The 24,688-nt window shown below is 63.8% G+C and carries 23 protein-coding genes; 11 read left to right on the forward strand and 12 right to left on the reverse strand.

The annotated features are described in order from the left end of the window. Complete coding sequence (gene trkA / locus AC4HIX_RS19165; protein WP_475052289.1) at positions 1–1,377, reverse strand: Trk system potassium transporter TrkA; 1,377 nt, start codon at positions 1,375–1,377, stop codon at positions 1–3. Positions 1,378–1,490: 113 nt separating this feature from the next. On the opposite strand from trkA, the gene AC4HIX_RS19170 reads away from it, so the two are divergent. Together AC4HIX_RS19170 and AC4HIX_RS19175 are read left to right on the forward strand one after the other, a co-directional pair. Beyond that, a complete protein-coding gene (locus AC4HIX_RS19170; RefSeq protein WP_490400159.1) occupies positions 1,491–1,958 on the forward strand; it encodes a hypothetical protein in 468 nt (155 codons plus the stop codon). A gap of 445 nt (positions 1,959–2,403) precedes the next feature. Further along, positions 2,404–4,737 (forward strand): caspase family protein, encoded by a 2,334-nt coding sequence (locus AC4HIX_RS19175; protein WP_490400160.1) that lies wholly within the window; start codon positions 2,404–2,406, stop codon positions 4,735–4,737. 42 nt (positions 4,738–4,779) lie between these two features. Here the strand turns inward: AC4HIX_RS19175 and ntrX are convergent, their stop codons facing one another. The 5 genes from ntrX to dusB all read right to left on the reverse strand — a co-directional run bounded on the left by ntrX (position 4,780) and on the right by dusB (position 12,002). Further along, complete coding sequence (ntrX, locus tag AC4HIX_RS19180; RefSeq protein WP_490400161.1) at positions 4,780–6,189, reverse strand: nitrogen assimilation response regulator NtrX; 1,410 nt, start codon at positions 6,187–6,189, stop codon at positions 4,780–4,782. Continuing rightward, the gene (locus AC4HIX_RS19185; RefSeq protein WP_490400162.1) at positions 6,186–8,468 is read right to left on the reverse strand and encodes a sensor histidine kinase NtrY-like; all 2,283 of its coding nucleotides are present in this window, start codon (positions 8,466–8,468) and stop codon (positions 6,186–6,188) included. Before AC4HIX_RS19185 ends, ntrX begins: the two co-directional genes overlap by 4 nt. Before the next feature lie 100 nt (positions 8,469–8,568). Then, complete coding sequence (locus AC4HIX_RS19190) at positions 8,569–9,936, reverse strand: response regulator (protein WP_490400163.1); 1,368 nt, start codon at positions 9,934–9,936, stop codon at positions 8,569–8,571. Between the two features lie 3 nt (positions 9,937–9,939). Next, on the reverse strand, positions 9,940–11,019 hold the full coding sequence (locus tag AC4HIX_RS19195) for a two-component system sensor histidine kinase NtrB (RefSeq protein WP_490400164.1): 1,080 nt from the start codon (positions 11,017–11,019) through the stop codon (positions 9,940–9,942). Beyond that, a complete protein-coding gene (gene dusB / locus AC4HIX_RS19200; RefSeq protein ID WP_490400165.1) occupies positions 11,016–12,002 on the reverse strand; it encodes a tRNA dihydrouridine synthase DusB in 987 nt (328 codons plus the stop codon). Before dusB ends, AC4HIX_RS19195 begins: the two co-directional genes overlap by 4 nt. 181 nt (positions 12,003–12,183) lie before the next feature. Between dusB and AC4HIX_RS19205 the strand changes: the two genes are divergently transcribed. From AC4HIX_RS19205 to AC4HIX_RS19220, 4 genes are all read left to right on the forward strand, one after another. Next, entirely contained in the window at positions 12,184–13,320 is a 1,137-nt protein-coding gene (locus AC4HIX_RS19205) for a bifunctional 2-C-methyl-D-erythritol 4-phosphate cytidylyltransferase/2-C-methyl-D-erythritol 2,4-cyclodiphosphate synthase (RefSeq protein WP_490400166.1), read from the forward strand. Next, complete coding sequence (locus AC4HIX_RS19210; RefSeq protein WP_490400167.1) at positions 13,317–13,823, forward strand: phosphatidylglycerophosphatase A family protein; 507 nt, start codon at positions 13,317–13,319, stop codon at positions 13,821–13,823. Before AC4HIX_RS19205 ends, AC4HIX_RS19210 begins: the two co-directional genes overlap by 4 nt. A 2-nt stretch (positions 13,824–13,825) precedes the next feature. Further along, positions 13,826–14,317: a CinA family protein gene (locus tag AC4HIX_RS19215; RefSeq protein ID WP_490400168.1), complete on the forward strand. Its 492-nt coding sequence runs from the start codon at positions 13,826–13,828 to the stop codon at positions 14,315–14,317. Between the two features lie 139 nt (positions 14,318–14,456). Continuing rightward, positions 14,457–15,638: an ammonium transporter gene (locus AC4HIX_RS19220; RefSeq protein ID WP_475052306.1), complete on the forward strand. Its 1,182-nt coding sequence runs from the start codon at positions 14,457–14,459 to the stop codon at positions 15,636–15,638. 99 nt (positions 15,639–15,737) lie between these two features. Here the strand turns inward: AC4HIX_RS19220 and tmpT are convergent, their stop codons facing one another. Together tmpT and AC4HIX_RS19230 are read right to left on the reverse strand one after the other, a co-directional pair. Next, positions 15,738–16,379: a thiopurine S-methyltransferase gene (gene tmpT / locus AC4HIX_RS19225; RefSeq protein ID WP_490400169.1), complete on the reverse strand. Its 642-nt coding sequence runs from the start codon at positions 16,377–16,379 to the stop codon at positions 15,738–15,740. A 91-nt stretch (positions 16,380–16,470) separates the two neighbouring features. Further along, positions 16,471–16,917 carry a type II toxin-antitoxin system RatA family toxin gene (locus AC4HIX_RS19230; protein WP_475052310.1) on the reverse strand — a complete coding sequence of 149 codons (447 nt, stop codon included), beginning with the start codon at positions 16,915–16,917 and terminating at the stop codon, positions 16,471–16,473. Positions 16,918–16,991: 74 nt separating this feature from the next. On the opposite strand from AC4HIX_RS19230, the gene hpt reads away from it, so the two are divergent. Continuing rightward, positions 16,992–17,537, forward strand: a complete 546-nt coding sequence (gene hpt, locus AC4HIX_RS19235) for a hypoxanthine phosphoribosyltransferase (protein ID WP_490400170.1) — start codon at positions 16,992–16,994, stop codon at positions 17,535–17,537. A 233-nt stretch (positions 17,538–17,770) separates the two neighbouring features. Then, positions 17,771–18,100 (forward strand): hypothetical protein, encoded by a 330-nt coding sequence (locus AC4HIX_RS19240; protein ID WP_490400171.1) that lies wholly within the window; start codon positions 17,771–17,773, stop codon positions 18,098–18,100. 3 nt (positions 18,101–18,103) lie between these two features. On the opposite strand, the gene AC4HIX_RS19245 is transcribed toward AC4HIX_RS19240, so the two are convergent. Together AC4HIX_RS19245 and lipA are read right to left on the reverse strand one after the other, a co-directional pair. Next, positions 18,104–19,246 (reverse strand): amidohydrolase, encoded by a 1,143-nt coding sequence (locus AC4HIX_RS19245; protein ID WP_490400172.1) that lies wholly within the window; start codon positions 19,244–19,246, stop codon positions 18,104–18,106. Beyond that, positions 19,243–20,193, reverse strand: coding sequence for a lipoyl synthase (gene lipA / locus AC4HIX_RS19250; protein WP_490400173.1), 951 nt, complete (start codon positions 20,191–20,193; stop codon positions 19,243–19,245). Before lipA ends, AC4HIX_RS19245 begins: the two co-directional genes overlap by 4 nt. 211 nt (positions 20,194–20,404) lie before the next feature. Between lipA and AC4HIX_RS19255 the strand changes: the two genes are divergently transcribed. Both AC4HIX_RS19255 and AC4HIX_RS19260 read left to right on the forward strand, forming a co-directional pair. Next, positions 20,405–21,319: a hypothetical protein gene (locus AC4HIX_RS19255; protein WP_490400174.1), complete on the forward strand. Its 915-nt coding sequence runs from the start codon at positions 20,405–20,407 to the stop codon at positions 21,317–21,319. Between the two features lie 196 nt (positions 21,320–21,515). Next, the gene (locus AC4HIX_RS19260) at positions 21,516–22,064 is read left to right on the forward strand and encodes a peroxiredoxin (RefSeq protein ID WP_174147073.1); all 549 of its coding nucleotides are present in this window, start codon (positions 21,516–21,518) and stop codon (positions 22,062–22,064) included. Positions 22,065–22,137: 73 nt separating this feature from the next. Here AC4HIX_RS19260 and AC4HIX_RS19265 read toward each other — a convergent pair whose 3' ends face one another. Beyond that, the gene (locus tag AC4HIX_RS19265; protein ID WP_490400175.1) at positions 22,138–23,205 is read right to left on the reverse strand and encodes a DUF6456 domain-containing protein; all 1,068 of its coding nucleotides are present in this window, start codon (positions 23,203–23,205) and stop codon (positions 22,138–22,140) included. A gap of 234 nt (positions 23,206–23,439) precedes the next feature. On the opposite strand from AC4HIX_RS19265, the gene AC4HIX_RS19270 reads away from it, so the two are divergent. Then, positions 23,440–23,799, forward strand: a complete 360-nt coding sequence (locus tag AC4HIX_RS19270; protein ID WP_490400176.1) for a DUF6477 family protein — start codon at positions 23,440–23,442, stop codon at positions 23,797–23,799. A gap of 16 nt (positions 23,800–23,815) precedes the next feature. On the opposite strand, the gene AC4HIX_RS19275 is transcribed toward AC4HIX_RS19270, so the two are convergent. Continuing rightward, the coding region (locus AC4HIX_RS19275; protein WP_490400177.1) for a trimethylamine methyltransferase family protein at positions 23,816–24,688 on the reverse strand (873 nt) is incomplete at its 5' end.

Consider the following 24,688-nt stretch of genomic DNA (forward strand, 5'->3'; position numbering starts at 1 on the left):
CTAGAAGTAGTCGATCGACACCTGCAGCAGGCGTTCGACCTCCGGCACGTCATCCGCCATGGCAAAGAGCGCGATCACGTCGCCCTCCTCGATCCGCATCTCGCCGGAGGGGCGCAGCATCTCGCCGTTCTTCAGCACCCCGCCAACCAGAACGCCTTCGGGGAAGTCGGTGTCCCGGATCATCTGCCCGGTAATCGGCGAGGTCGAGAGCACTTCGGCCTCGATCATCTCAGCCTCGGCATCGCCCAGCGAGTAGACCTGCCGCACCCGGCCATAGCGGATGTGGCGCAGGATCGAGCTTACGGTGGTGGAGCGCGGGTTGATATAGGCGTCGATCCCAAGGTGCGGCAGCAGCGGCACCAGGGTCGGGTCGTTGATGAGCGCAATCGCCAGCGGACAGCCCTCGGCCTTGGCGCGCACGGCGGCCAGCATGTTGGTCTTGTCGTCATCCGTGACCGCCAGCATCGCATCCGCCTTGTCGATGCCCGCCTCGATCATCAGCGCCCGGTCCAGCCCGTCGCCGTTCAGCACGATGGTGCGCTCCAGTTCCTCTGCCGCGCGTTCCGCGGACCTGCGGTCGCGTTCGATCACCTTGGCGCGGATCCGCGCGGTGCTGCTCTCCAGCGCCTTCGCGACCTCCAGCCCGACATTGCCGCCGCCAACCACGACCACACGGTCCTGGCGTTTTTCCTGTTTGCCGAACACCTCGATCGTGCGGGGCACGTCGTCCACGTGGCAGAACACATAGCAGCTGTCGCCCACGAACAGCTGATCGCCCGGCTCCGGCGCGAACAGGGTGCCGTCGCGGCGCACCCCCACCACAATCGCCCGCAGCGTCGAGAACAGGTCTGTCAGCTGCCGCAGCGGCGTGTTCACCACCGGGCAATCGGCGTCGATCTGGATGCCTAGAAGCTGCGCCATCCCGCCCATGAAGGTCTCAGTGTCAAAAGCCGCCGGCGCCGACAGCCGCTGCATCGCCGCCGCTGCCACCTCGCGTTCCGGGCTGATCACCACGTCAATCGGCAGATGCTCACGCTGATAGAGATCGGAATAAATTGCGGTCAGATAGCTCTTGGCCCGCAGACGCGCGATCTTGCGCTGAACCTTGAACACCGAATGCGCCACCTGGCAGGTCACCATGTTGACCTCATCCGAATGGGTCGCGGCAATGATCATGTCAGCATCCCGCGCTCCGGCCCGCTCCAGCACGTCCGGGTAGGAGGCAAAGCCGTGTATCCCCTGTACGTCCAGCGTATCGGTGGCCCGCCGCACCAGCTCTGCGTTGTTGTCGACAACCGTCACATCATTGTGCTCGCCGGACAGGTGCCGGGCGATCTGCCAGCCGACCTGGCCAGCGCCGCAGATAATGACCTTCATACGCGTATCCCTTGGCGGAAATTCGGGCGGAGTTTCGCCCGAAGTGAATGACAGAAGCCGCTTTGCCGGTCAATTTAATTGTAACTTCCTCTGATTGCAGCCATTCTTTCCCTATGCGAGGCGATCTCAAGATCCTGGCGGGCCTTGCCCTGCTGCTGAGCACGGCAGCCTGCGGCCCGGTGCCGGTCTACTACAAGCAGGGCGCGGAGGTGTCCCGCCTGCAAACCGACGAGCTCGTCTGCCAGACCCAAGCTTTGAAGGACGCACCGGTCGCCAACGAAATCCGCCAGCGTCCGCCTGTCTTCTACCCGGGCCGTAAGGTCTGTCATGGCGGAAATTGCTATTACTACCCCGGTTATTGGGCCGAAGGCGGGATCTACACGGTGGATGTGAACAAGCCGCTGCGCCAGCGGCTGGAAAGATCCTGCATGGCCGCCAAAGGCTATCATCAGATCGCCCTGAAACGCTGCACACAGCGCAATGCGGCGGCAGCCCCGGGTCCGCGGCTGGCACCGTTGAGCGAAGCCGCATGCGCGCAGCGCAACCGCGATGGCAGTGTGGTTATCCGGCCCTACGGCTGAGCCCGGTTGTTCGGCTTAGGCACTGGCCGGAGGCGGCCGGCGGGTTAACTTTGATTTGCACCGCCATATCAAGTAGGCTGTTTACCGGATTGTTTGTTGACCAGTATTTCCAAAGAGAAAGGTACCCCATGCGGATACATTTCCTGTTTGCCGCGCTGCCCTTGGCCGCTGTCACAGCAGCCTGCGAGCCGACAGCACCCATTGCCCCGCCTCCAACCTCTGCAACCGCTCCTGCACCGGCGCCCGCGACGTACAGCGCGCCTACGACATACCGCGCGCCCGCACCTGTACCGGCACCCGCTCCGGCACAAGCGCCCGCCCCGGCACCTGAACCGGTCGGCCCGCCCGGCGGCGGCGGTGCTGGCGCTGGAGGCGGCGGCGGCTCTGGCGGCGGAGGAGGCGGCTCTGGCGGCGGCGGGGGCTGGGGTTAACCCGGAACACCGCCATGACAGCCTTGACTATCAGACCACTTACCCCGGCAGCCGCGGTTTTGGCTTGCGCGGCGCTGCTGCGCGCCGTGCCGGCACAGGCTGCCTATGAAACCAGCGAGCGGGCTTCTGCGCCCGAAACTGCCATCGTGATCGGCATTCAGGACTATGACCACGTCACTGACCTGACCAACACCCGCAACGACGCCAAGGCGATGGCAGAAATGCTCAGGTCCTTTGGTTATACAGTCTTTGAAGGCTATGATCTGGACAAGCGCGGGTTTGAGGCGCTGCTGCGCCAGGCCGCCCTCAACATCCGCGACGGCAGCCAGGTGTTCTTCTACTACGCGGGCCACGGCATCCAGCTGGGACGGCGCAATTACCTGCTGACCAGCGATGCGGAACTGTCGGGCATTCACGACCTGCCCTTCCAATCGGTCACCCTGGACCGGGTATCTGCCATTCTCGGCGGCAAGGCGGGAAGCCAGATCCTGATGCTGGATTCCTGCCGCGACAACCCGGTGCCCGACGTCAAACTGAACGCCGAGGTCGGCGCTCAGCTTTATGAGGCGCGCGAAGGATTTGACGTGTTCCGCCCGCCGCTTAACACGCTGGTCGCCTTCTCCACCTCCCCCGGCGCCACCGCACTGGATGGCGAGCCGGGCGGCAACAGCCCCTACACGGCTTCGGTCGTGCGCCACTTCCCCGACCGCCCGGAGGAAGACGCGATGACGGTGCTCGCCGCGATCCGCGGCGATGTCTACAGCGCGACCGGCAACACTCAGGTGCCCTGGGAAAGCTCGACGCTGATGCAGAAGATCTACCTGCGCCCGGCGGAACGGTCGTTGAACGTCGCTATGGCGGAGCCTGAAGCGACACCGGCCAGCCTGGACCAGCTTCCGGATCAGCTTTCAGTGAAAATCCCGCTGGGCCGCTCGCTGGAACTCGCGCCGGAGATCAGCCCCTATGTCCGGTCCGGCACTACGGTGACAATTGTGGAATCCCCCTCCTCCGGCGTTACCTCGCTGCAATCTGGCGACGGCAGCGCGCTCAGCCTCAGCTATGCGCCCAAATTGGAGGAACTGAACGCGCGGCAAGACGGCGGCCAGGTGCGCAAGGACCGGATGGTTCTGCGGCTGGCCCAGGCTGACACGGTCCGCGACGTGACTGTGAACCTGGAGATGATTGCCCGCCAATGCGACCTGGAAGCCGGGGATCTGCTGGATCTGCAAGGGGTTGGCCTGTACCGCTACCCGAATGAGATTGATCTGAAAGCGGCAGAGGCCGCCTGCCGCGAGGCGCTGCAGGCCGCACCGGAACTCGGCCGCCTGCATTACCAGTTGGGCCGTGCGCTGCAGGGCCAGGGCCGCTTGATCGAAGCCTATGAAGCCTTTGAAAAGGCAGCAGAACTGAACCATGTTCGCGCCTATAACGCGGTGGCTTATTTGCATGTCACCCCGAATGTCGACCGCGAAACCGTGCCGATCCCCTACAACCCGGACAAGGCCTTTGCCCTGTGGGACAAGGGGATCGAGGCCGGCGACCCGTTCTCGATGCACGCCCGTGGCAAGCGGCTTTTGCGGAAAAGCAGCACGCCCGAGGAAAAGCAGCGCGGCTTCGATCTTCTCAGCCGCGCGGTGGAGCTGGGCCATACCTATTCGATGAATGAGCTGGGCGTGTTCTTCCTGTGGAGCGGCGATGAGCTGGCGCAGCCGGAACGCGGGCTGTCCTATCTGGAGGCCTCCGCGGGGCGCGGCGATATCTATGGCACCGCCAACCTCGGCTATGTCTACCGCGACGGCGGCGCGGGCAAGCCGGTCGACAAGGAGAAAGCCCGGGCCCTGTTTGCCGAAGCCGCGCAACTTGGCCACCCGCACGCCCCGGCAGAGATCGGACGGATGATCATGGGCGGCGACCTGCCCGGACGGGACGCGGCGGAGGCTTTGGAATGGTATGACATGGGCTTGTCCCGCGGCGATGCCTGGGGCGGCGCCAATGGCGCCTGGGTTGCCCTGAACCGGCTGTCCGACCGGGTTCCCGCCCACGCTGCCGCCGCACGGGCAGGCAAGGCGATGGCGCTGAACGACCCGGACGCCCGCGCCGCCGCGCGAGAGCTGCTATCCGGCATGCCTCAGCGCGACGTGGACGCGGGCACCCAGTATATCCTGCGCCAGCTAGGCTCTGGCACCTCGGTCGACGGGCAGTTCGGCCCGGCGTCCCGCAAGCAGCTTGAAGACCAGGCGCGGGCCGCAGGCCTGCCCGCCATCGTTCCCGAAGATCCGATCAGCCGGCTGCAACTGGCCGCGCAGATCCATTTCGCGATGAACCCGATCCGCCAGGACTTATTCTGACCCCGCCTGCGCCCGGTATTCCCGGGCGCAACGGCCGCCAGATCAGGCCTGCTCTTCTTCGGTTTCCACATGCGCCACCCGGGCGCCTGCCTTGTTGGATGTCACCACCCCCAGCGACTTCAGCTTGCGGTGCAGCGCCGAGCGCTCCATGCCGACGAAAGACGCCGTCCGGCTGATGTTGCCGCCAAAGCGGTTGATCTGGGTCAGCAGGTATTCCCGCTCGAACGCCTCCCGCGCCTCGCGCAGCGGCAGGGTTGCCAGCGCGCCGGACAGCACCACCCGGCCTTCCTCCTCGGTCTTTTCCTCCTCGCGCGGCAGATCCTTGGCCTCGATCGGGCCGCTGCCGTCGCCCAGGATCAGCACCCGCTCCACCAGGTTCTTGAGCTGGCGCACATTGCCCGGCCAGGGCATCGTCTGCATCAGCGCCACCGCCTCCTCGGTCAGCTCCCGAAGCGGCAGGCCCTGGGCCTCGTTGAACTGGGAGATAAAATAATTGGCCAGCAGCGGGATATCCTCGCGCCGGTCCGCCAGCGACGGCACCGCAACCGGCACCACGTTCAGACGGTGATACAGCTCCTGCCGGAAGGTGCCGCCTTCGATCTCCGCATCCAGATCCTTGTTGGTGGAGGACACAACCCGCAAGTCAACGCGGATCTTGTCCGAGCCGCCGACCCGCTGGAACTGCTGGTCCACCAGCACCCGCAGGATCTTGGACTGGGTGCCCAGCGGCATATCCGCCACTTCGTCAAAGAACACCACACCGCCATGCGCCTGTTCCAGCAGGCCCGGCTCGACCCCGCGTTCAGATGACTCGCGGCCGAACAGCACGTCTTCCATCCGGTCCGGCTCAATGCTGGCGCAGTTCACGGTAATGAAAGGCGCCGACGCACGGTTGGAGTTTGCGTGGATATAACGCGCCGCAATCTCCTTGCCGCTGCCGGCAGGGCCGGTCAGCATCACACGGCCGTTGGACTTGGTCACCTTGTCCAGCTGACCGATCAGGGTACGGAAGGACGCGGAGGTGCCGATCATATCCGCCGGGCCGGTCTCCTTGCGCTTGAGGTCGGAGTTTTCCCGGCGCAGGCGCGAGGTTTCCATCGCGCGGCGGATCACCACCATCAGCTGGTCGATGTTGAAGGGCTTCTCGATAAAGTCATAGGCGCCCTGCTTGATCGCGGCGACGGCGATTTCGATGTTGCCGTGGCCGGAGATGATCACCACCGGAATGTCCGGCGTGTCGCGTTTGACGGTTTTCAGGATGTCGATGCCATCCATCTGGCTGTCCTTCAGCCAGATATCCAGGATCATCAGCGCAGGCTTGGCTTCCTCCAGCCGGGCCATGCATTCATCAGAGCTGCCGGCTTTGCGCGTGGCATAGCCCTCGTCCTCCAGAATGTCCGAGATCAGCTCACGGATATCCCGCTCATCATCTACAATCAGAATGTCACTCATGTCAGACCTGCTTTCACTGTGCTCTTGTTAGGTGCCGCCGCTCTTTTGGCTGCGGCAGGCAGGCGGATCACCGCCATTGCGCCATTATGCGCGTGTCCCTCGAACACCGGGGCATCTTCCAGCGTCAGCGTGCCCCCGTGCTCTTCGATGATTTTCTTGACGATCGGCAGCCCCAGCCCGGTGCCCGCGTCCCGCGTGGTCACATAGGGTTCAAACAGCCGCGCCCTGTCTTCGGGCAGACCGATGCCATTGTCGGCTATGCGGACTTCATAGAAGCTGCCCGCCTTCTGGGCTGTCACCCGGATTTCCGGCACCAGGCCGTCCGGCGCCCCCTTGTTCTGCAGGCTTTCGATGGCTTCGCCTGCGTTCTTGATCAGATTGGTCAGCGCCTGGCCAATCATCGTTGCATCCAGATCCGACGGCATCTGCTCCTCTGGCAGCTCCGCCGCAATCCGGACGCCCGGCTGCCCCTGCTGCTGCAGGATCACCGCGTCCCGAACCAGTTTGACCAGATCCTCCTCGCGCCGCTCCGGTTCCGGCATGCGGGCGAATTTCGAGAATTCATCGACGATCCGGCGCAGATCATTGGTCTGGCGCACGATGACATCGGTCATAGACTGCAGCTGATCGCTGTTCTCCTCACCCAGCTTGGGCGCGAACTTGCGCTTGATCCGCTCCGCGCTCAGCTGGATCGGTGTCAGCGGGTTCTTGATCTCATGCGCGATGCGGCGGGCCACATCGCCCCAGGCCGCCATCCGCTGCGCGCTGACCAGATCGGTCACATCGTCAAAGGCCACGACATAGCCTTCCAGCCCGCCCTCACCAGAGCGGCGCGGCGACATCCTGACCAGCAGGTTTTCCAGCCGTCCCTGGCGGGTCACCTTAATTTCTTCCTGCACCACCTCGGCACCTGTGTCGATCAGCTCAGAAAACAGCGGCCCGAACTCCGGAACCGACACGGCCAGCGCCAGCGACTGCTGGTCCTCCTGCCAGTCCAGCAGCCGCTCCGCAGAGCGGTTCACAAATGTCACCCGTCCGTCCTCGTCCAGGCCAACAACACCCGAGGTCACCGACGACAGTACCGAGTCAAACAGGCGGCGGCGGCGTTCGATCTGCCGGGTGTTGTCCAGCAGGCGGCTGTGCTGCGCCTTCAGCTCGCGGGTCATCTGGTTGAAATACTGGCCCAGCTGGGAAATCTCGTCGCCGCCGTCATCGACCGGCACCTGCACGTCCAGATTGCCGGCGCCCACCCGCTGCGCCGCAACTGTCAGCCGCCCGACAGGGCGCGAAAGCCGTTCGGCAAACCACATGCCCAGCCACATCGCCGCCAGGATCAGGATCACCGCAAACCCGATATACAGAAGCGCAAATTCAAACAGAACCCGGCCCCGCTCGCTTTCCAGCTGCTGATACAGATGTGCGGTTTCCTGGGTGTCGTCCAGCAGGTTCAGCAGCTCTCCGTCCACATCACGGCTGATGTACAGGAACCTGTCTACAAAGGCATTCAGCTGCACCAGGGCGCGGAATTCGCTGTTGTCCCAATCCTCGATCAGCAGCATGCCGTCCTGGCGGGCCGCCTCCAGCTGGCGGCTGTTGGGCTGCTCGAAATCGAATTCATAGGATCGCTCGCCGCGCGCCCGGATCTGCCCGCCGCTGTCGACGATATAGGCCTCGCGCAGGCCGCGCTGGATTTGCAGCTGGCCCTGCGCCAGAACCTGCCGCAATTCCGCGTCGTTGATAAAGAAACTGCGCGCGCGGCTGTTATCCAGATAGCGCCCCAGGGCCTGGGCATCTTCGGTCAGATCGCCCTTCTGCTGCGCTTGGTAGGCTTCGGCGGCGGCCAGCGAGCTGCCGATCACCTGACGCACGCGCTGCGAGAACCACCCTTCAAGCCCGACATTCACGGTCAGAACCGCAAAGACGGCAACAATGACGGTCGGGATCAGCGCCAGAAAGCCAAAGGCGCCGATCAGACGAAGATGCAGGCGGGAGCCGGCCGATTTCGACCGGCGCGCTGCAAACAGGCGCACGATCTGCGCCATCACCAGCGCCGCAATTGTCAGGATATAGACCAGGTCGGCGAGCAGGATCAGCCGCAGCGACCTCGAGGACGCCCCCTGCCCCAGCGGGCCGATAATCAGGAAAGTCGCCAAGGCAAGAACCGGTCCCAGCAAGACCAGGCCGATGGTGCCGATATTTCGGGCGCGGCGGGTTCGCCGCCACCGGTCAAAAGCCGCAAGTGGCCCGTATGCCGCCCTCAGATGTGACTTATACGCCACCCACTGCCCTCATTCTGATGTGCGACTCTTTGCGAGTCACCGCCATATCTCGTGGCCCTGCCTAGGAAATTCACGGCAAAGCCACATTTCTGTGGCGATATTACATCAGTTTGCGGCGGCGTGTCACCTCAATATCCAGATCGGTGATCTTCTTACGCAAGGTATTCCGGTTGATCCCCAGCAATTCGGCGCATTTCGCCTGATTGCCGCCGGTCGCCGCCAGCGCGATTTCGATCAAAGGCGTCTCCACTTCGCGCAGCAGCCGCATGTACAGGCCGGGCGGCGGCAGCATGTCGCCATGCAGGTCGAAATAGCGCTGCAAATGACGGCCGACGGATTCCGACAGTTTCTCATTGGAAAAGCCGGCGGCCGCAGGCTCCGGCCCGGTCTGCGGCCCCAAGACCGCGGCCGCATCGGCCTGGGTGATCTCCTCGCCGCGGGCGGTCAGCGCCAGGCGGCGCACCGCGTTTTCCAGCTGGCGCACATTTCCCGGCCAGGCGAAATGGCGCAGCACCTCGCGCGCGCCTTCGCTCAGCATCCGGTGCGGCGCGCCCTCGTTTTCCGCCCGGATCAGGAAATGCTCCGACAGCAGCGGAATATCCTCCACCCGCTCACGCAAGGCAGGGACATGCAGTGCGGTGCCGCAGATCCGGTAATACAGATCCTGGCGCAGCTCACCCGCTTCCATGGCTGCCTCCAGATCCTTCTGACTGGAGGCGATGAAGCGCGGCGCATGGTCGCCAGGGCTGTCCATCATACGCACCAGCCGCGCCTGCGCCTCTTCCGGCAGGTCGGCAAGCTCATCAATCACCAGCGTACCGCCCTTGGCCTGGGCCAGCAGACGCGCTGGGCCTTCCAGCTCAATCAGGGTGGCGGCATCCGCATGCACAAACGGCAGGGTCCGGCGGTCGGAAAAATCGTGAATGGCTTGCGCAATCAGGGACTTGCCGGTGCCGCTTTCACCAGTGATCAAAAGCGGCAAATCGGTGTTCATCACCCGTGCAATCAGCCGGTACAGTGTTTGCATCACCTCGCTGCGGCCAATCAGCGGCAGCTCTTCCGGACGCTCCTGCGTCTCGCCTTTCACCGCCGCCGGCGCCACCCGCTTGGCCGACAGCGCCTTGGCGGTGCGCTTCATCAGCTCCGGCAGGTCAAACGGTTTGGGCAGGTAATCATAGGCATCCGCCTCTTCCGCCTTGATCGCCGTCATGATGGTGTTCTGCGCCGAGATCACAATCACCGGCAGGCCGGGGCGGTCGGACTGGATCTTGGGCAGCATCTCCAGCCCGTTCCCGTCCGGCATCATCACATCCGAGATCACGACGTCGCCCTTGCCCTCGCCCACCCAGCGCATCAGCGTGGTCAGCGAGGAGGTCGCATGCACCTTGCAGCCTGCACGGGTCAGCGCCTGTGTCAGAACGGTGCGGATGGTGCGGTCGTCGTCAGCGACCAGAACGGTGCCGTCCATGAATCAGCTCTCCTGAGGTTTTGCGTCACGCGGCACGCGCGACAGCGACAGCCGGAACACCGTGCGCCCGGGAACCGAGCTTACCGAGATCCAGCCATTATGCTCCGAGACGATCTTGCTCACCAAAGCAAGGCCCAGCCCGGTGCCATTCTCCCGGCCCGACACAAACGGGTCGAAAATGTCATCCCTGATATTGTCCGGCAACCCCGGCCCGTCGTCGATGATCTCGATCTGCAAGGGCAGCAGCTTGCCGGTTCCGTCACTGCGGCGCAGCCGGAAGGAATGTTCGTAAAAGGTGCGGATATGGATATGCCCGCCTTTGGGATCCGCCGCTTCCGAGGCGTTCTTCAGCAGATTGAGCACCACCTGCAGCAGCTGGTCCGCATCTCCCCAGGCCAACGGCAGCGACGGGTCATAACCTTCGGTGATGGTCATATGGGCGCCGAATCCCAGCAGGGCGGAACGGCGCGCGCGGTCCAGCACGTCATGCAAGTTCACTGGCTTGAATTCCGGCTCGGTCAGGTTGCCGAACTGCTCCACCTGCTCCAAAAGTTTCACGATGCGGCGACTCTCGCTGACGATCAGATCCGTCAGCTCCAGGTCCTCCGCCCCCAGATTCATACTCAGAAGCTGCGCCGCACCGGTGATGCCTGCCAGCGGATTCTTGATCTCATGCGCCAGCATCTCCGCCATGCCGATGGCAGAGGCCGCGGCGGATTTGGCCGAATGGGTCTGGGTCATCCGCCCGGCCAGCTCCCGCGGGGTGACCATCAGCAGCATTACCCCATCCTGCCCCTGCAGCGATGCGATCTGCACCCCGCATTGCAGCGGCGCCCGGCTGCCGGAGCCCACGTCAATGTCATTCACGAACAGCGGCGTGCCCTGCACCCGCGCGCGGGCAAAGGCCTCCTCGATCGGCGCGTCGATCGCCAGCGTGTCCCAGACCGGCTGCCCCAGCAGCGCCTTGCGGGAGGTATTGAGGAACCCTTCTCCGGCCGCATTCACGTCCGCGATATTGTCCCAAGCGTCGATCAGAAACGCAGGCACCGGCAGGGAGGCCCAGAGGGCGGCACTGTCCATCATGCGGCGGCCTCCGCATCTTGCGCGCTCAGCGCCTCCGGCAGCAGGGCCAGCACTTCTTGCGGGTTTTTCTCTGTGAGAACAGCACGGCGCTTTGCCGGGCCCGTCCCGGCCACATCCATGTACCAGCCCAGATGCTTGCGCGCGACGCGCACACCCAGATCATGCCCATAAAAGGCGAGCATTGCCTTGTAATGCTCTGAAACCATTTCGATAAACGCATCGCCCTCCGGCACGTCCGGTGCCGGGGTGCCCCAGATGTGATGCGCCACCTCAGCCAGCAGCCACGGCTTGCCTTCGGCCCCGCGCCCGATCATCACGCCGTCCGCACCAGACAGCTCCAGCGCCTGCCTGGCAGAGGCGGTGTCTACGATATCGCCATTGGCCAGAAGCGGCACATTCACCGCGTCCTTCACGGCCCGGATCGCCGCCCAGTCGGCGGAGCCTTTGTAGAACTGGCAGCGGGTGCGACCGTGGATTGTCACCATCTGCACCCCGGCTTCCGCCGCGCGGCACGCCACATCCGGTGCGTTCAGGCAGTTGTCATCCCAGCCCAGCCGCGTCTTCAGCGTGACGGGCACATCCACCGCGCCAACAACCGCCTCGATCAGCTTCAGCGCATGGTCCGGCGTTTTCAGCAGGGCTGAACCGGAATAGCCGTTGGTCACCTTCTTGGCCGGGCAGCCCATGTTGATGTCGATGATCCGCGCACCCTGTCCCGCAACCTGCTTGGCGGCTTCGGCAATCCAGTATTCCTCACGCCCGGCCAGCTGCACCGCGGTGTTTTCCACATCGGCGCTCAGCTCGGCCCGTTCGCGCACGCCGGGCTTGGCCTGCACCATCTCCTGGCTGGCCACCATCTCGCTCACCATTAGCCCCACCCCGAAGGAGCGGACCAGATCCCGGAACGGACGGTCGGTGATTCCAGCCATCGGCGCCAATGCAATCGGCGGAGACATAGAGGTGGTTCCTAGCGTGAAGGACAACTGCCTAATCCTTGTGCAACTGAAGCGTATTTAGCCCAAGTCCCTGCTATGCAGCAATGAAACCGCCCTCTGCAAGGCACCGTCAACCACATTTTGCCTATTTTTTAGGCACATTCCGCCAGGTGATTGCCTATCCCTGCGCCACCTCATAAACAAAGGCCGGATTTGCAATGAGGCCATCATGACCACAGCCGCCCTGATCGTCGCCGCCGGACGCGGCACCCGCGCAGGCGGCGGAACGCCCAAACAATGGCGCCCGCTCAAGGGCCGCAGGATAATCGACTGGACGCTGGACGCCTTTGATAAGGCAGGTGTGGACCTCACCGTTCTGGTTCTTTCGGCAGATGATCATCAGGCCTGGGCGGAGTTCTCCGGCAAGCCCGGCCTGATCCTGACCGAGGGCGGCAGCGAACGCGCGGCCTCGGTCCTGAACGGGCTGAAGGCGCTGGAACAGCACGGCGTGACCAAGGTGCTTATCCATGACGCCGCCCGCCCCTGTGTCAGCACCGCTCTGATTCACCGCATTATCAATGCGCTGGACGACGGACCTGCAGCGGCTCCCGCGCTTGCCGTCACCGATGCGCTGTGGACCGGCACCGCGGGAAGCGTGACCGGCACCCAGGACCGCAATGGCCTGTTCGCCGCCCAAACGCCGCAGGGCTTCCGCTATCTGGACATTCTGGCCGCACATCTTGCCCACCCGGGCGGGGCCGCCGATGATGTCGAGGTTGCCCGCACTGCAGGGCTTGACGTCCGCATCATTCCGGGCGAGCCCGACAACATTAAAATCACCCGCCCCGAGGACTTCGCCCGGGCGGAACGCATTCTGGGAGCAGACATGGATATCAGGCTTGGCAACGGCTACGACGTGCACCGCTTTGGCCCTGGCGACAGCGTGATCCTCTGCGGTGTCGAAATCCCGCATGAAAAGACCCTGCAAGGCCACTCCGACGCCGACGTCGGCATGCACGCCGTCACCGACGCCATCTATGGCGCGCTGGCGCAGGGCGACATCGGCCAGCACTTCCCGCCCTCTGACCCGCAGTGGAAGGGCGCCGCCAGCGAGATCTTCCTGCGCCATGCCGCCAATTTGGCCCGCGAGATGGGCTTCACCCTCTCCAACGTCGACTGCACCCTGGTCTGCGAATACCCCAAAGTCGGCCCGCACGCAGCCAAGATGCGCGAAGTCATGGCCGAGATCCTTGGCATCAGCGCAGTCCGCGTGTCGATCAAAGCCACCACCTCCGAACGCCTCGGCTTCACCGGCCGCGGCGAAGGCATCGCTGCGATTGCAACCGCAGCTCTGGTGAAGGCATGAAGACATCGCGTCTGGCTTTCCTGATCGGCACCGTAGGCGGCATCGGCTACCTGCGCCCCGCACCCGGCACCTGGGGGTCGCTTGCGGCACTTCCAATGGCCTATGCGCTGCACCAGTTGGGCGGGTTTCTCCTTCTGGCGCTGGCGACCGTAGTCTGCATGGTCGTGGGTGTCTGGGCGGCGGAAGCGATGACCCGCAACCGCGAGAACATGGACCCGTCGGAATTCGTCCTGGACGAGGTCGCGGGCCAGTTCACCGCGCTGTGGGCCGTGTCCTATCCGGCCTGGGCGCATGATATCGAGATCACCGCGCTTTGGCCGGGCTGGATTGCCGCCTTTGTGCTGTTCCGCCTGTTCGACGTCTGGAAGCCCGGCCCGGTCGGCTGGGCCGACCGGCAGAAGGGGGCAACCGGCGTGATGATGGACGACGTGATCGCCGGCTTCATGGCCGCCATCGGCGTTGTTGCGCTGGCCTTCCTGTCCCACGGTGTTCTAGGGATGTAGTCATGGACACCGCCGAGCTCATCCGCCGCGCCACCGCCGCAGGCATCACCATCGCCACCGCCGAGAGTTGCACCGGTGGCATGATCGCTGCGGCGCTGACGGATATTCCCGGCTCCTCCGCCGTGGTCGACCGCGGCTTTGTCACCTATTCCAATGACGCCAAAATGCAGATGCTAGGGGTCAAGGCGGAGACGCTGGATGCGGTGGGCGCAGTGAGCGAAGAGGTCGCCGCAGAAATGGCCGCAGGCGCGGTGCGGAACGCGGGTGTCACCCTCGCTGTCTCCGTCACCGGCATCGCCGGCCCCGGCGGGTCGGAGTTCAAGCCCGAGGGCCGCGTCTGCTTTGGCCTCGCGCGTTCTGGCCATGACACCGTCACAGAAACGGTGGAATTCGGTGCCATCGGCCGGGACAAGGTCCGCGCCGCCACCCGCGACCGCGCGCTGGAGATGCTCTCACAGGCCATTTCCCAAATCGAACGCGAAACGGGCAGCTGACCCGCTGAAGCGCCCATTTTTTCGGCATTTGCAAAAAAGCCCCGATTTTGGGCGCTTTCAAACCCGCTGCCGCTTTTTTCTGCGCCCGACCTGCGCTTTCTCCTGACCTCACCGGTTTTTGAGGGGAAGGAACAATCGGATGAACGGAGCGGATACCGCATGGATCATAGTGGCCACGGCCCTGGTCCTCTTCATGACACTGCCAGGCTTGGCCCTGTTCTACGGCGGGCTTGTGCGTGCCCGTAATGTGCTCAGCGTCTTCATGCATTGCTACGCCATTGCCTGTTTGATGAGCGTTCTGTGGCTGGCTTTCGGCTACACCATCGCCTTCGGCAGCGGCACCAGCGGCCTGTGGGGCGGGCTCGACAAGATGTTCCTGAACGGTGTCACTGCCGACAGCCTGTCGGGCACCCTGCCCGAGGTTCTGTTTTTTGCCTTCCAGATGACCTTCGCCATCATCACGCCCGCGCTGATCGTCGGAGCCTATGTGGAGCGGGTGGGTTTTGGCTTTGTCCTGGTGTTCTCCGGCCTCTGGATGCTGCTGTGCTACGCGCCCGTGGTGCATTGGATTTGGGGCGGCGGCTTCCTGGCTGACGGCGGTATCTTCGGCGACACTGGGGTCAAAGACTTTGCCGGCGGCATCGTGGTGCATGAAACCGCAGGCCTCGCAGCCTTGATCATCGCCTTCTTCCTGGGACCGCGCAAAAACCGCACCATCCCGCCGCACAACCCCGGCTATGTGATGATCGGTGCCGCAATGCTGTGGGTCGGCTGGTTCGGCTTCAACGGCGGCTCGCAGCTGGCGGCTGACGGCGGCGCGGCGATGGCGCTGACGGTCACCCACATTTCTGCCGCCACCGCCTCCCTCTCCTGGGCGCTGTGGGAGAAGATCAAATACGGCAAGGCCTCTCTTGTGGGCCTGGTGACCGGCACCATTGCAGGCCTCGCCTCGATCACCCCGGCCTCCGGCTTTGTCGGCCCGGTGGAAGCGCTAATCATCGGTGCCGTCGCCGGCGTGCTGTGCCAGGAAATGGTCAACCTTATCCGCAACAAGATGCAGATCGACGACACCCTGGACGTCTTTGCGGTGCATGGCGTAGGCGGCATCTTCGGCACCATCATGATCGCCGTCTTCGGCGCTGGCGCCTGGGCCGCGCAGCTGGGTGCCCTGGTCATCGTCGGGATCTTCACCGTGGTGGTGACCATCGTGCTGGTGAAAGTCTCCGCCGCGATCACATCCCTGCGCGTGGATCTCGAGAGCGAAACCAATGGCCTCGACCTGTCCGTTCACGGCGAGCGCGCATACGACATGAACAGCTGATCCCTGCTGAGGCAAATGCCACCACTCACGGCAGAGGGCGCAATTCTGGCGCCGGACGGGTCCCTTCAGGGACCCGTTTTTCGTTTCAGGCCAAAAGGTTCAGGACAGAGGCTCCAGCAGCCAGGCCTGCTCCAGCGCTTGGCACCGTTCGCCGATCCGGCCACCGGCGGCGCGCTCCTCTATCAGGGTGACTGAATGGCTGCCGCGATAGAGTTCTTCCACCGTTCTGCTAGGCACCGAAAACGGCGGCCCCTCCATCAGGGACTGGTCATAATCGAAACCGATCAGGAGCTGCCTGGCATTGGCTGTGATCCGGTTCAGATGTGCGGCGTATGCCTTTCGGTCTTCGGGTTTTACGGCAACAAGCGCAGCACGGTCATAGACCGCGTCCACCGGACCCGTATGTGCTGAATTCAGGGCAAAGAAGTCCCCCGCATAAAGCGTCAGCTCCCCCGCCTGATACCGTGTGAGAGCACCTGTCTGCTCCACCTCCGGCTCCAGATCCTGGCGGGCGAACACTTCTTCCACCGCGCCCTGATTGAATTCGACGCCTGTAACACGCAGACCCTTAGAAACCAGCCAGTCCAGATCCAGCGCTTTCCCGCAGAGCGGCACAAAGACGGCCCGCCCGGCCTCCAGCCCGAGCCGGGAGAAGTGATTGGTCAGCAATGTGTTGGGCGCTGCTTCGTGAAAGCCGATACGGTTTTCGCGCCAGCGCGCCTGCCAGAAATCCTGCTCCATTTTGGGTGTTCCTTCCGCCAAAAACCAAACGCCCCGTGGGGGTACCAATTGAAGCCAGCTTTAGGTCAACAAGTTTCAGGACCGCCGGGCTTTACCGGTACAGTTCCGCCGCGCGGCGTTCAAACGCGCGCACGATGCGCTGCATCGCCTCGTTGAACACCACGCCGATGATGCCCTGCAGCACCGCGTTCTTGAACTCGAAATCGACAAAGAAGGACACGTCGCAGGTGCCGTCCTCGCGCGGCGCAAAGGACCAGTTCGACTTCATGTAGCGGAACGGGCCGTCCAGATACTCCGTGTCGATCTTTTTCTCGCCAGGGTAAAGAGTTACCCGGCTGCCGAAGCGCTCGCGGAAGACTTTGAACGAGATCACCAGATCCGCCTCCATCACCTCCGCCTCGCCCATCGGCGCACGGCTGCGAATGCGGGCGGCGGCGCACCAGGGCAGGAATTTGGGGTATTGCGCGACATCGGCCACCAGATCGTACATCTGCTGCGCCGTGTAAGGCATCTGGCGGGTTTCCGAGTGTGTGGGCATCTGTCCGCTGATTTTCTGCTACAATTACCGGGCGTCATGTCCTATGTACGCGCGGGAAATTCAAGGGGGCAGCCATGACACAGCGTCCATATGTCATTGATGTGATGATCTCGGCCAAGGCGATTGCAGCACGGATCGAGGAGCTTTGCACGGAAATTCAGCGTGAATTCGAGGGCACCGACAAGCTGGTCGTGGTCGGCCTCTTGCGCGGCAGTTTCGTGTTCATCGCCGATCTGGTGCGCGAGCTGGATCTGCCGATCGAGGTCGATTTCCTGGAGGCGTCGTCCTATGGCGATGCAATGGAAAGCAGCCGGGAAGTGCGTATTCTCAAAGACTTGCGCGGCGCCATTGAAGGTCGCGACGTGCTGGTGGTGGAAGATATCGTCGACACTGGCCACACGCTGAACCACGTCACCCATCTGCTGCAAAGCCGCAATCCCGCGCGTCTGAAATCCATTGCGCTGCTGGACAAGCCGTCGCGGCGCGAGGTGGATTTCCGCTCCGACTGGGTGGGATTTGAGATCCCGGACGAATTTGTCGTGGGTTACGGAATCGATTACGCGCAGCGCAACCGGAACCTGCCGCACATCGGCAAGGTGCGGTTCACCGGCGAGGGCTGATCGAGCCCGAAACCGGGGGTGCCATGCGTGCACCCCCTGTACACCGCCGGTGCGCCCTGCCGCAGACGGTTTGCAGAAATGCCACAGAAACCAAGAACCTGTACCCACGCGGAAACCGGCGCCCGTCCGCCGGTTTGGCCGCGCGGCCGGCACATTCCGGCGCAGCGGATTTGCCTTTTTTGTCCAGCACGCTCATCTGGTCTCCGAACGCAGAGATCACAGGAAATCCGCAGATGCACAAAAGTCTGATGCTGGCCGCAGCCGCAGCCGCGGGCTTTGCCCTCGCCCCCGCAGCCTCCCATGCCGGGCCGCCGAAATGGGCGCCGGGCCACAATAACAGCGCCGCCCACCATGCGCCTGGCCAGGTAAAGAAACGCCATTCCCACCACCGCTACATTCGCGGTGATGATTGGTCTTACGTGAAAGACTACCAGCGCTGGGGCCTGGAGCCGCCGCGCGACGGGCACCGCTATGTCCGCCAGGACAACCAGATCTTTGAGGTCGTCAAGGACACGCTTGCGATCATCGGCGCGGTGGCCGTCGTCGACGCGCTGACGAAGTGACGGTCAGCCCAGCAGGTTTCTGACCGTGTGCAGAAAGATCCCGGCGCCGGCCGGGATCGCCGCGTCCGGGAAATCATAGTCCGGGTTGTGCAGCTGCGGCTGGTTTTCTCCGGAACCGAGCCAGAACATCGCAGACTTGGCGGTCTTGCCGAACTGGCCAAAGTCCTCGGACCAGCGCTGGGGCTGGTTTTGCATCTGCATTGGATAGCCCGCATCCGCTGCCGCTGCCCGCAGCAACTCAACAGCTTCCGGGTCGTTGGTGCAGGCGTCAAACACGTCGTCGAATTCGATCGCGTGCCCCAGCCCCTCTGCCGCGCAGGTCCGTTCCACCAATACAGTGGCCGCGGTGATCAGCTGTTCCATGCGCGTATCGGTGACGGTGCGCAGGGTGGCCCAAACCTCTGCCTGGCCGGGCGAGATCCCGAATGTGGCCTCGCCCAGCCGGGCGTGAGTCAGCGTGACAAGGGCGAATTCCGGGCCCAGATCACCACCGCTGCCCAGAGCCACCAGACCCGGCAGCAATTGCGCGATGGCTCCGGCAGGCGACACCCCGTCCTGCGGCGCGGCGGCGTGGGAGGTTCTACCGGTTAGCTTGATCCGCATTCCGCGGGAGGCGCAGTTGGCGGCGCCAGAACGGAGCGCCGCCTGCCCCACCGCCAGCCCCGGCAGGTTGTGCAGCGAGAAGGCATAGTCTGGAGCGATCTGTGAGAATGCGGGATCCGCAATCACGGCCGCCGCGCCCTTGCCGGTTTCCTCGGCGGGCTGAAACAGCAGCACGGCGCGGCCCCTTTCGGGGCGCTGTGCCGACAGATCCTCAGCCAGGGCGGCAACCATCGTCATATGGCCGTCATGGCCGCAGAGGTGCCCGCGGCCTGTGTGGGTGGAGCGGTAGGGCTGGTCTGAGAGTTCCTCGATCGGCAAGCCGTCCAGCTCGCAGCGGATCAGGACGGTGGGGCCTTCCGCCCTGCCCTCAAAAACGGCAGCGACGCCGTGGCCGCCAAGACCGGTCAGCAGCTTGTCGGGCTGATGCTGGCGCAGGTAGCCCGCCACCATGGCAGCGGTCTTTTCCTCGGCGCCGGAGACTTCGGGGATCTGATGCAGGGCGTGGCGCAGCCGGGTGAGCCGCGCCAGGCGCTCCGGCGTCATGCCAGGCCCAGCTTCTTGTTGCGGGCCTCGCGCAGGCGGGCGAAATCGTCGCCGGCGTGATAGGACGAACGGGTCAGCGGCGTCGCCGAGACCATCAGGAAGCCCTTGCCATAGGCGGCTTTCTCGTAGGTCTTGAACTCCTCCGGCGTCACGAAACGGTCGACCGCGTGGTGCTTGGGCGTCGGCTGCAGGTACTGGCCGATGGTCAGGAAATCGACGTCGGCGGCGCGCATGTCGTCCATCACCTGTTTCACCGCCTGCGCGTCCTCACCCAGGCCCACCATGATGCCGGATTTGGTGAAGGTCGAGGGATCCAGCTCTTTCACCCGCTGCAGCAGGCGGAGGGAGTGGAAGTAGCGCGCGCCCGGACGGACCTCAGGGTAGAGGCCAGGCACGGTTTCCAGGTTATGGTTGAAGACGTCGGGCTTGGCCTCGACCACCTTTTCCAATGCGCTGTCATCGCATTTGATGAAATCGGGCGTCAGGATTTCGATGGTGGTCTTGGGGCTGCGGTGGCGCACCGCGCGGATGGTCTGGGCGAAATGCTCGGCGCCGCCGTCCTGCAGGTCGTCGCGGTCCACCGATGTGATCACCACGTGGTTCAGACCCAGCTTTTCGACCGCATGGGCCACCCGGCCGGGCTCAAACGCGTCCAGCGCATCGGGGCGTCCGGTGGCGATGTTGCAGAAGGTGCAGCCGCGGGTGCAGATCTCGCCCATGATCATCATGGTGGCGTGGCCCTGGCTCCAGCATTCGCCGACGTTGGGGCAGCCCGCCTCTTCGCAGACCGTGGTCAGCTTGTTGTCGCGCATGATCTTGTGCGTTTCGGCATAGCCCTTGCCGCCCGGCGCCTTGACCCGGATCCAGCTTGGCTTCTTGGGCTGAGCGTTATCGGGACGATGCGCCTTTTCGGGGTGGCGCTGCTCCGGGATCTTTAGGTCTCTCACGTGGGTTTCCCTTCCGGCCTCTGGCTTCTGAGCGGGTGTACCATAGCTGATGTGGCTTGGCACGGGCATATCGTCAACCCTGCCTTGCGGCGAGATCATGGCTGGGGTCACCTGATACACATGCCGTTTTCCTTTGCCAAAGCGCCGCATCGCCGCACATAGTCTAGCTGTACAGGGCAAACGCACGGTTAAATGGTACAGGGAGGACGTGATGGCCAAGGAGCTGGAGAAGTTCAAGGCGGAGCACAAGAAGCTGGCTGCGGGCACCAAGAAATTCACCACCGCTGAGGGCGACAAACTGAAGAAACGGATCGGGATTTCGCTGGGCAACGCCTGGGAGGGCGAGGATTATTTCCGCGAGAGCCTGGCCAAGGCGCGGGCCGACGGGGTGACTTCCGGCAAGATGGCGGATTTTCAGAAGAACAAGCATTTCAAGGACGGCATGACCACCTGGAACAAGGCAGTGGACATTCATCAGGGCGAGGTCGACGCGATGAAAGGCTTCTGCACGGAGGCCAAGGCGCATCTGGCCAAGATGAACAAACTGGCGGCGGATATCGAAAAGGACCTCAAAAAGCGGTCCAAGACCTCGGACTCCAAGAAGGACATAGAGGCCCTGCAGGCCGCGCTGGCCAAGGAGATTGCCGGGGTCAAGAAGGCTTCGGAATACGAGGGCAAGCTGAACGCCATGCAGAAGCTGTATGCGGCGAATTTCCAGAAGAACGTGGCAAAGATTATGAAGGAAACGCCGGACAGCCATGACAAGAAGAAGGACGCGACCGAGCTGCCGCAGTTGCTGGTGGACCGGAACCTTAAGAAATACACCAACCAGGTCGGCGCGCTGGTGAAGGCGATCAACGCCCATTGCGTGGCGGCGATCGACAAGGCGGGCCAGGATCTCAAGGCGGCGGCGCCGGATCTCAAGGCGGCAGCGGCAAAGTACAAGGATCTGAAGAAGATCAATGACCAGTACCAGACCGCCAAGAAGAAGTTCCCGGGCGCCATTGAGGATTCCAAGGACAAGAAGAAGCTGCTGGCGACGCTGAAGAAATTCAATGACCTCACCGCCGCGGCCGAGCGGAAGGTGCGCGGCACCACGGTGACGATCAAGAAAGCTGCGGCCTAGCGCCGCGCCCGGCGGCTGAAAGCGAGGATCGGCGGCAGGCACATGCCGCGATCCGCGCCTTGAAAGACGCATCTGCGCTGCTTGCCGCGGCGCAGAAATTTAACCTGCATCCTGGATTCATGGACGTGTTGATACCGGCTTAGAATCATTTTAAGTCTGCGCGCCGAACGAGCATGAACCTTCAGGAGATTCAGAGATGAAAGCTGGCGTTAAGCTGCCCGACGTGACCTTCCGCACCCGTGTCCGTGACGAGTCGATCGAGGGCCCGAACCCGTTCCGCTGGGAAGACAAGACCACCGCTGACTACTTTGCAGGCAAGCGCGTTGTGCTGTTCTCGCTGCCGGGCGCCTTCACGCCCACCTGCTCCACCTATCAGCTGCCGGGCTTTGAAAAAGGCTTTGCCGACTTCCAGGCCGAGGGCATCGACGCGATCTACTGCATGTCCGTGAACGACAGCTTTGTGATGAACGCATGGGCACGTGCCCAGGAGCTGGAAAACGTGGAAGTGATCCCCGACGGCTCCGGCGAGTTCACCCGCAAGATGGGCATGCTGGTCGCCAAGGACAACCTGGGCTTCGGCAACCGCTCCTGGCGCTATGCGGCGATCGTCAACAACGGCGTGGTTGAAGCATGGTTCGAAGAGCCGGGCCTGTCCGACAACCACGGCGAAGATCCCTATGGCGTCTCCTCCCCGGAGACCGTGCTGAAGCACCTGAAAGAAGCCAAGGCAGAAGTCGCCGCCTAAGGCTTAGCCTCTTCAGGCAGTATTGCGGGTCCGCCAAGTGCGGACCCGTTTTCTTTTTGCGGGCAACGTCCTGTCAGCCGATCAGCTCCGCTGCCTGAGCGCTGGTTTCGCCGTAGTAATCCGCCAGATGCTGCAGCGCGATGCGCAGCACCACCTTGCCGGAGCGGGCCGGCCAGCCGAGGCTGCGCTCGGCGGTTTCCAGACCTTCCAGGTGGCAGCAGCAGCGCAGGGCAATGTCGCCAAGGCCAGCCCCCAGTTTCTGCAACGCCTCTGTCATCCGCTGCTGCGCGGCGGCGCCGGCCTCGTGACTGTTGCTGCGCAGGGCCTGGCTGCCGGGCGTGAAATAAAGCTTCTCCTGCGTCAGGTGGCTGCTGATCTGCGCCAGCTCGAAATCTTCGCGCAGCCTCTTGCCCGCGCTCACCATCCCCGGAGAAAGAAACGGCTTGCCGTCCTTGTCCGACAGCCGCGCCAGCATCTCCAGCGGGGTTTCCGACGTGCCATAACGCGGTTTGCGGCCATAGCCGGACTTGCCGGCGCCGCCGGGGGCCTGGAACGGGGCCTGGGCCTCGGCAAACCCGCCCTCAAGCCGCGCCCGCGCCCGGTTTTCCTGATCGGCAATGATCCCTTTCAGGGCGTTTCGGCCGGCAGGCGTTATGGCATAGCGGCTGATCCTTCCCCTGCGGGAGCAGGAAATCCAGCCGGTGAGCGCCAGTGCCCCGGCCAGCGGCCTCGAAACGGCAACCTTCTGGCCATCGCTATGCTCGCTCTCGCGCACGACAACTGCCATTTCCATACCTTCCGCCGCTGCCAGAACCGCGCCGCCGCGGCTGAGCAGGGTCAGAACGCTGGCGGCTTCGCGCTCAAACCCGGCTGTCAGGCCGCGCGGCGCGGGCCTGTCCGCAGCCGCGCCGGGCTTGGCGGCGGCCCGAAAGCGCCCGGCAAGATAATTCAGAACCTCGTCAATCAGCGGGTCATCCCGCAGGGTTTCCACCCGGCGCACCTGCCGCAGAATGGTGGAAGGATGGCATCCCGCCTTGCGGGCCAGCTGCCGGATCGGGCGGCCCGCCTCCGTATGCTGAAGATAACGGCATGTCTCAAGCGGCACCCAGCCAGGAAAGGGTGCGTGCGGTACGTTTTGCATTTTCAGACCCCCGGTCGTCAATCGGGCCCGCCCGCCGGGCGCGCGCACTGCGCCCGGAGGCTCCTCCACGGTCACCCGACTGGTTTTGAAAAGAAATTCAGATCAGGCGCTATTGTTTCCAGAAAATGAATAATCATCACAAAACGGACCGTTCGCCGGTAGCACCCTCTCCGCAACACCACGATAGGTTGTGTTATAGCAGGTCCGGCACAGAGATTGGAAAGGAGAGGACACATGCAGGATGTATTCAGCCGGGTCACAATGCTCCGCCGCCCGCGGATCTTGTCACGGGCGGCCCGTCTGGGGGCCGGCAGCTATTGCCGCCAGCGCGACCTGCGGCGGATTCTGGGCTATGGGAACCTGCCCAAGCCAGCCGCGGCGGTGATGCGGCTTCTGGAAATGGAAAGCGCCCTGAACGCGGCGCGCAAGGCCGGCGAAGCGGGGTATTCGATGATCCGCCATGTGGATGTTCTGATCGCGCTGGCGGGCGAAGCGGGCTATCTGCGCGCATCAGGGCGCTCGGGCGATGCAAAAACGGCGGCCCATACGGACCGCCGTTCCATTGCGGCAGAGAGCGCAGGCCCCTGCCCCTGAGACTGGCGCCGGGCGTTTACATGAACGCGTCGGGCATCGAGGCTTTCTTCTCGGCGACGTATTCGTCCAGAGCCATCTTGATGGACGGATCCAGAGCCGGCTGCTCATAGGTGGCCAGCAGTTTCTCTACCCGGTTGGTTGCCAGCGCATAGGTGTCGCGGCTGCCTTCCTCTTCCCACTGCTCGAACGGCTTGTAGTCCAGCAGGTCGGACTTCCAGAAGGCCGATTTGAAGTTGGCCTGGGTGTGGGCGCAGCCGAGGTAGTGGCCGCCGGGGCCGACTTCGCGGATGGCTTCCATCGCCTGGCCGTTTTCGTCAACCGAGATGCCCTTGGCAAGGCCGTGCAGCGTGCCCAACTGGTCGGCGTCCATCACGAACTTCTCGAAGTCCGCGACCAGACCGCCTTCGAGCCAGCCGCAGGAGTGCAGCATGAAGTTCACACCGGACAGCAGGCCCATGTTGAGCGAGTTGGCGGTTTCATAGGCGGCCTGCGCATCCGGCAGCTTGGAGCCGCAGAAGGAGCCGGCCGAGCGGAACGGCAGGTTCAGGCGGCGGGCCAGCTGGCCTGCGCCATAGGTGACCAGCGACGCCTCGGGAGTGCCGAAGGTCGGCGCGCCGGAGTTCATGTCGATCGAGGACACGAAGGCGCCGAAGATCGCGGGCGCGCCGGGGCGGACCAGCTGGCTGTAGGCAACGCCGGTCAGCACTTCGGCCAGAACCTGGGTCAGCGTGCCGGCCACCGACACCGGCGCCATCGCGCCGCCGACGATGAACGGCGAGATGATGCAGGCCTGCATGTTTTGCGCGTAGACTTCCAGCGAGCCCATCATCACGTCGTCGAAGGTCATCGGCGAGTTGATGTTGGTCAGCGAGGTCATCACGGTGTTGTT

It is taken from the genome of Leisingera sp. (genome assembly GCF_982940295.1).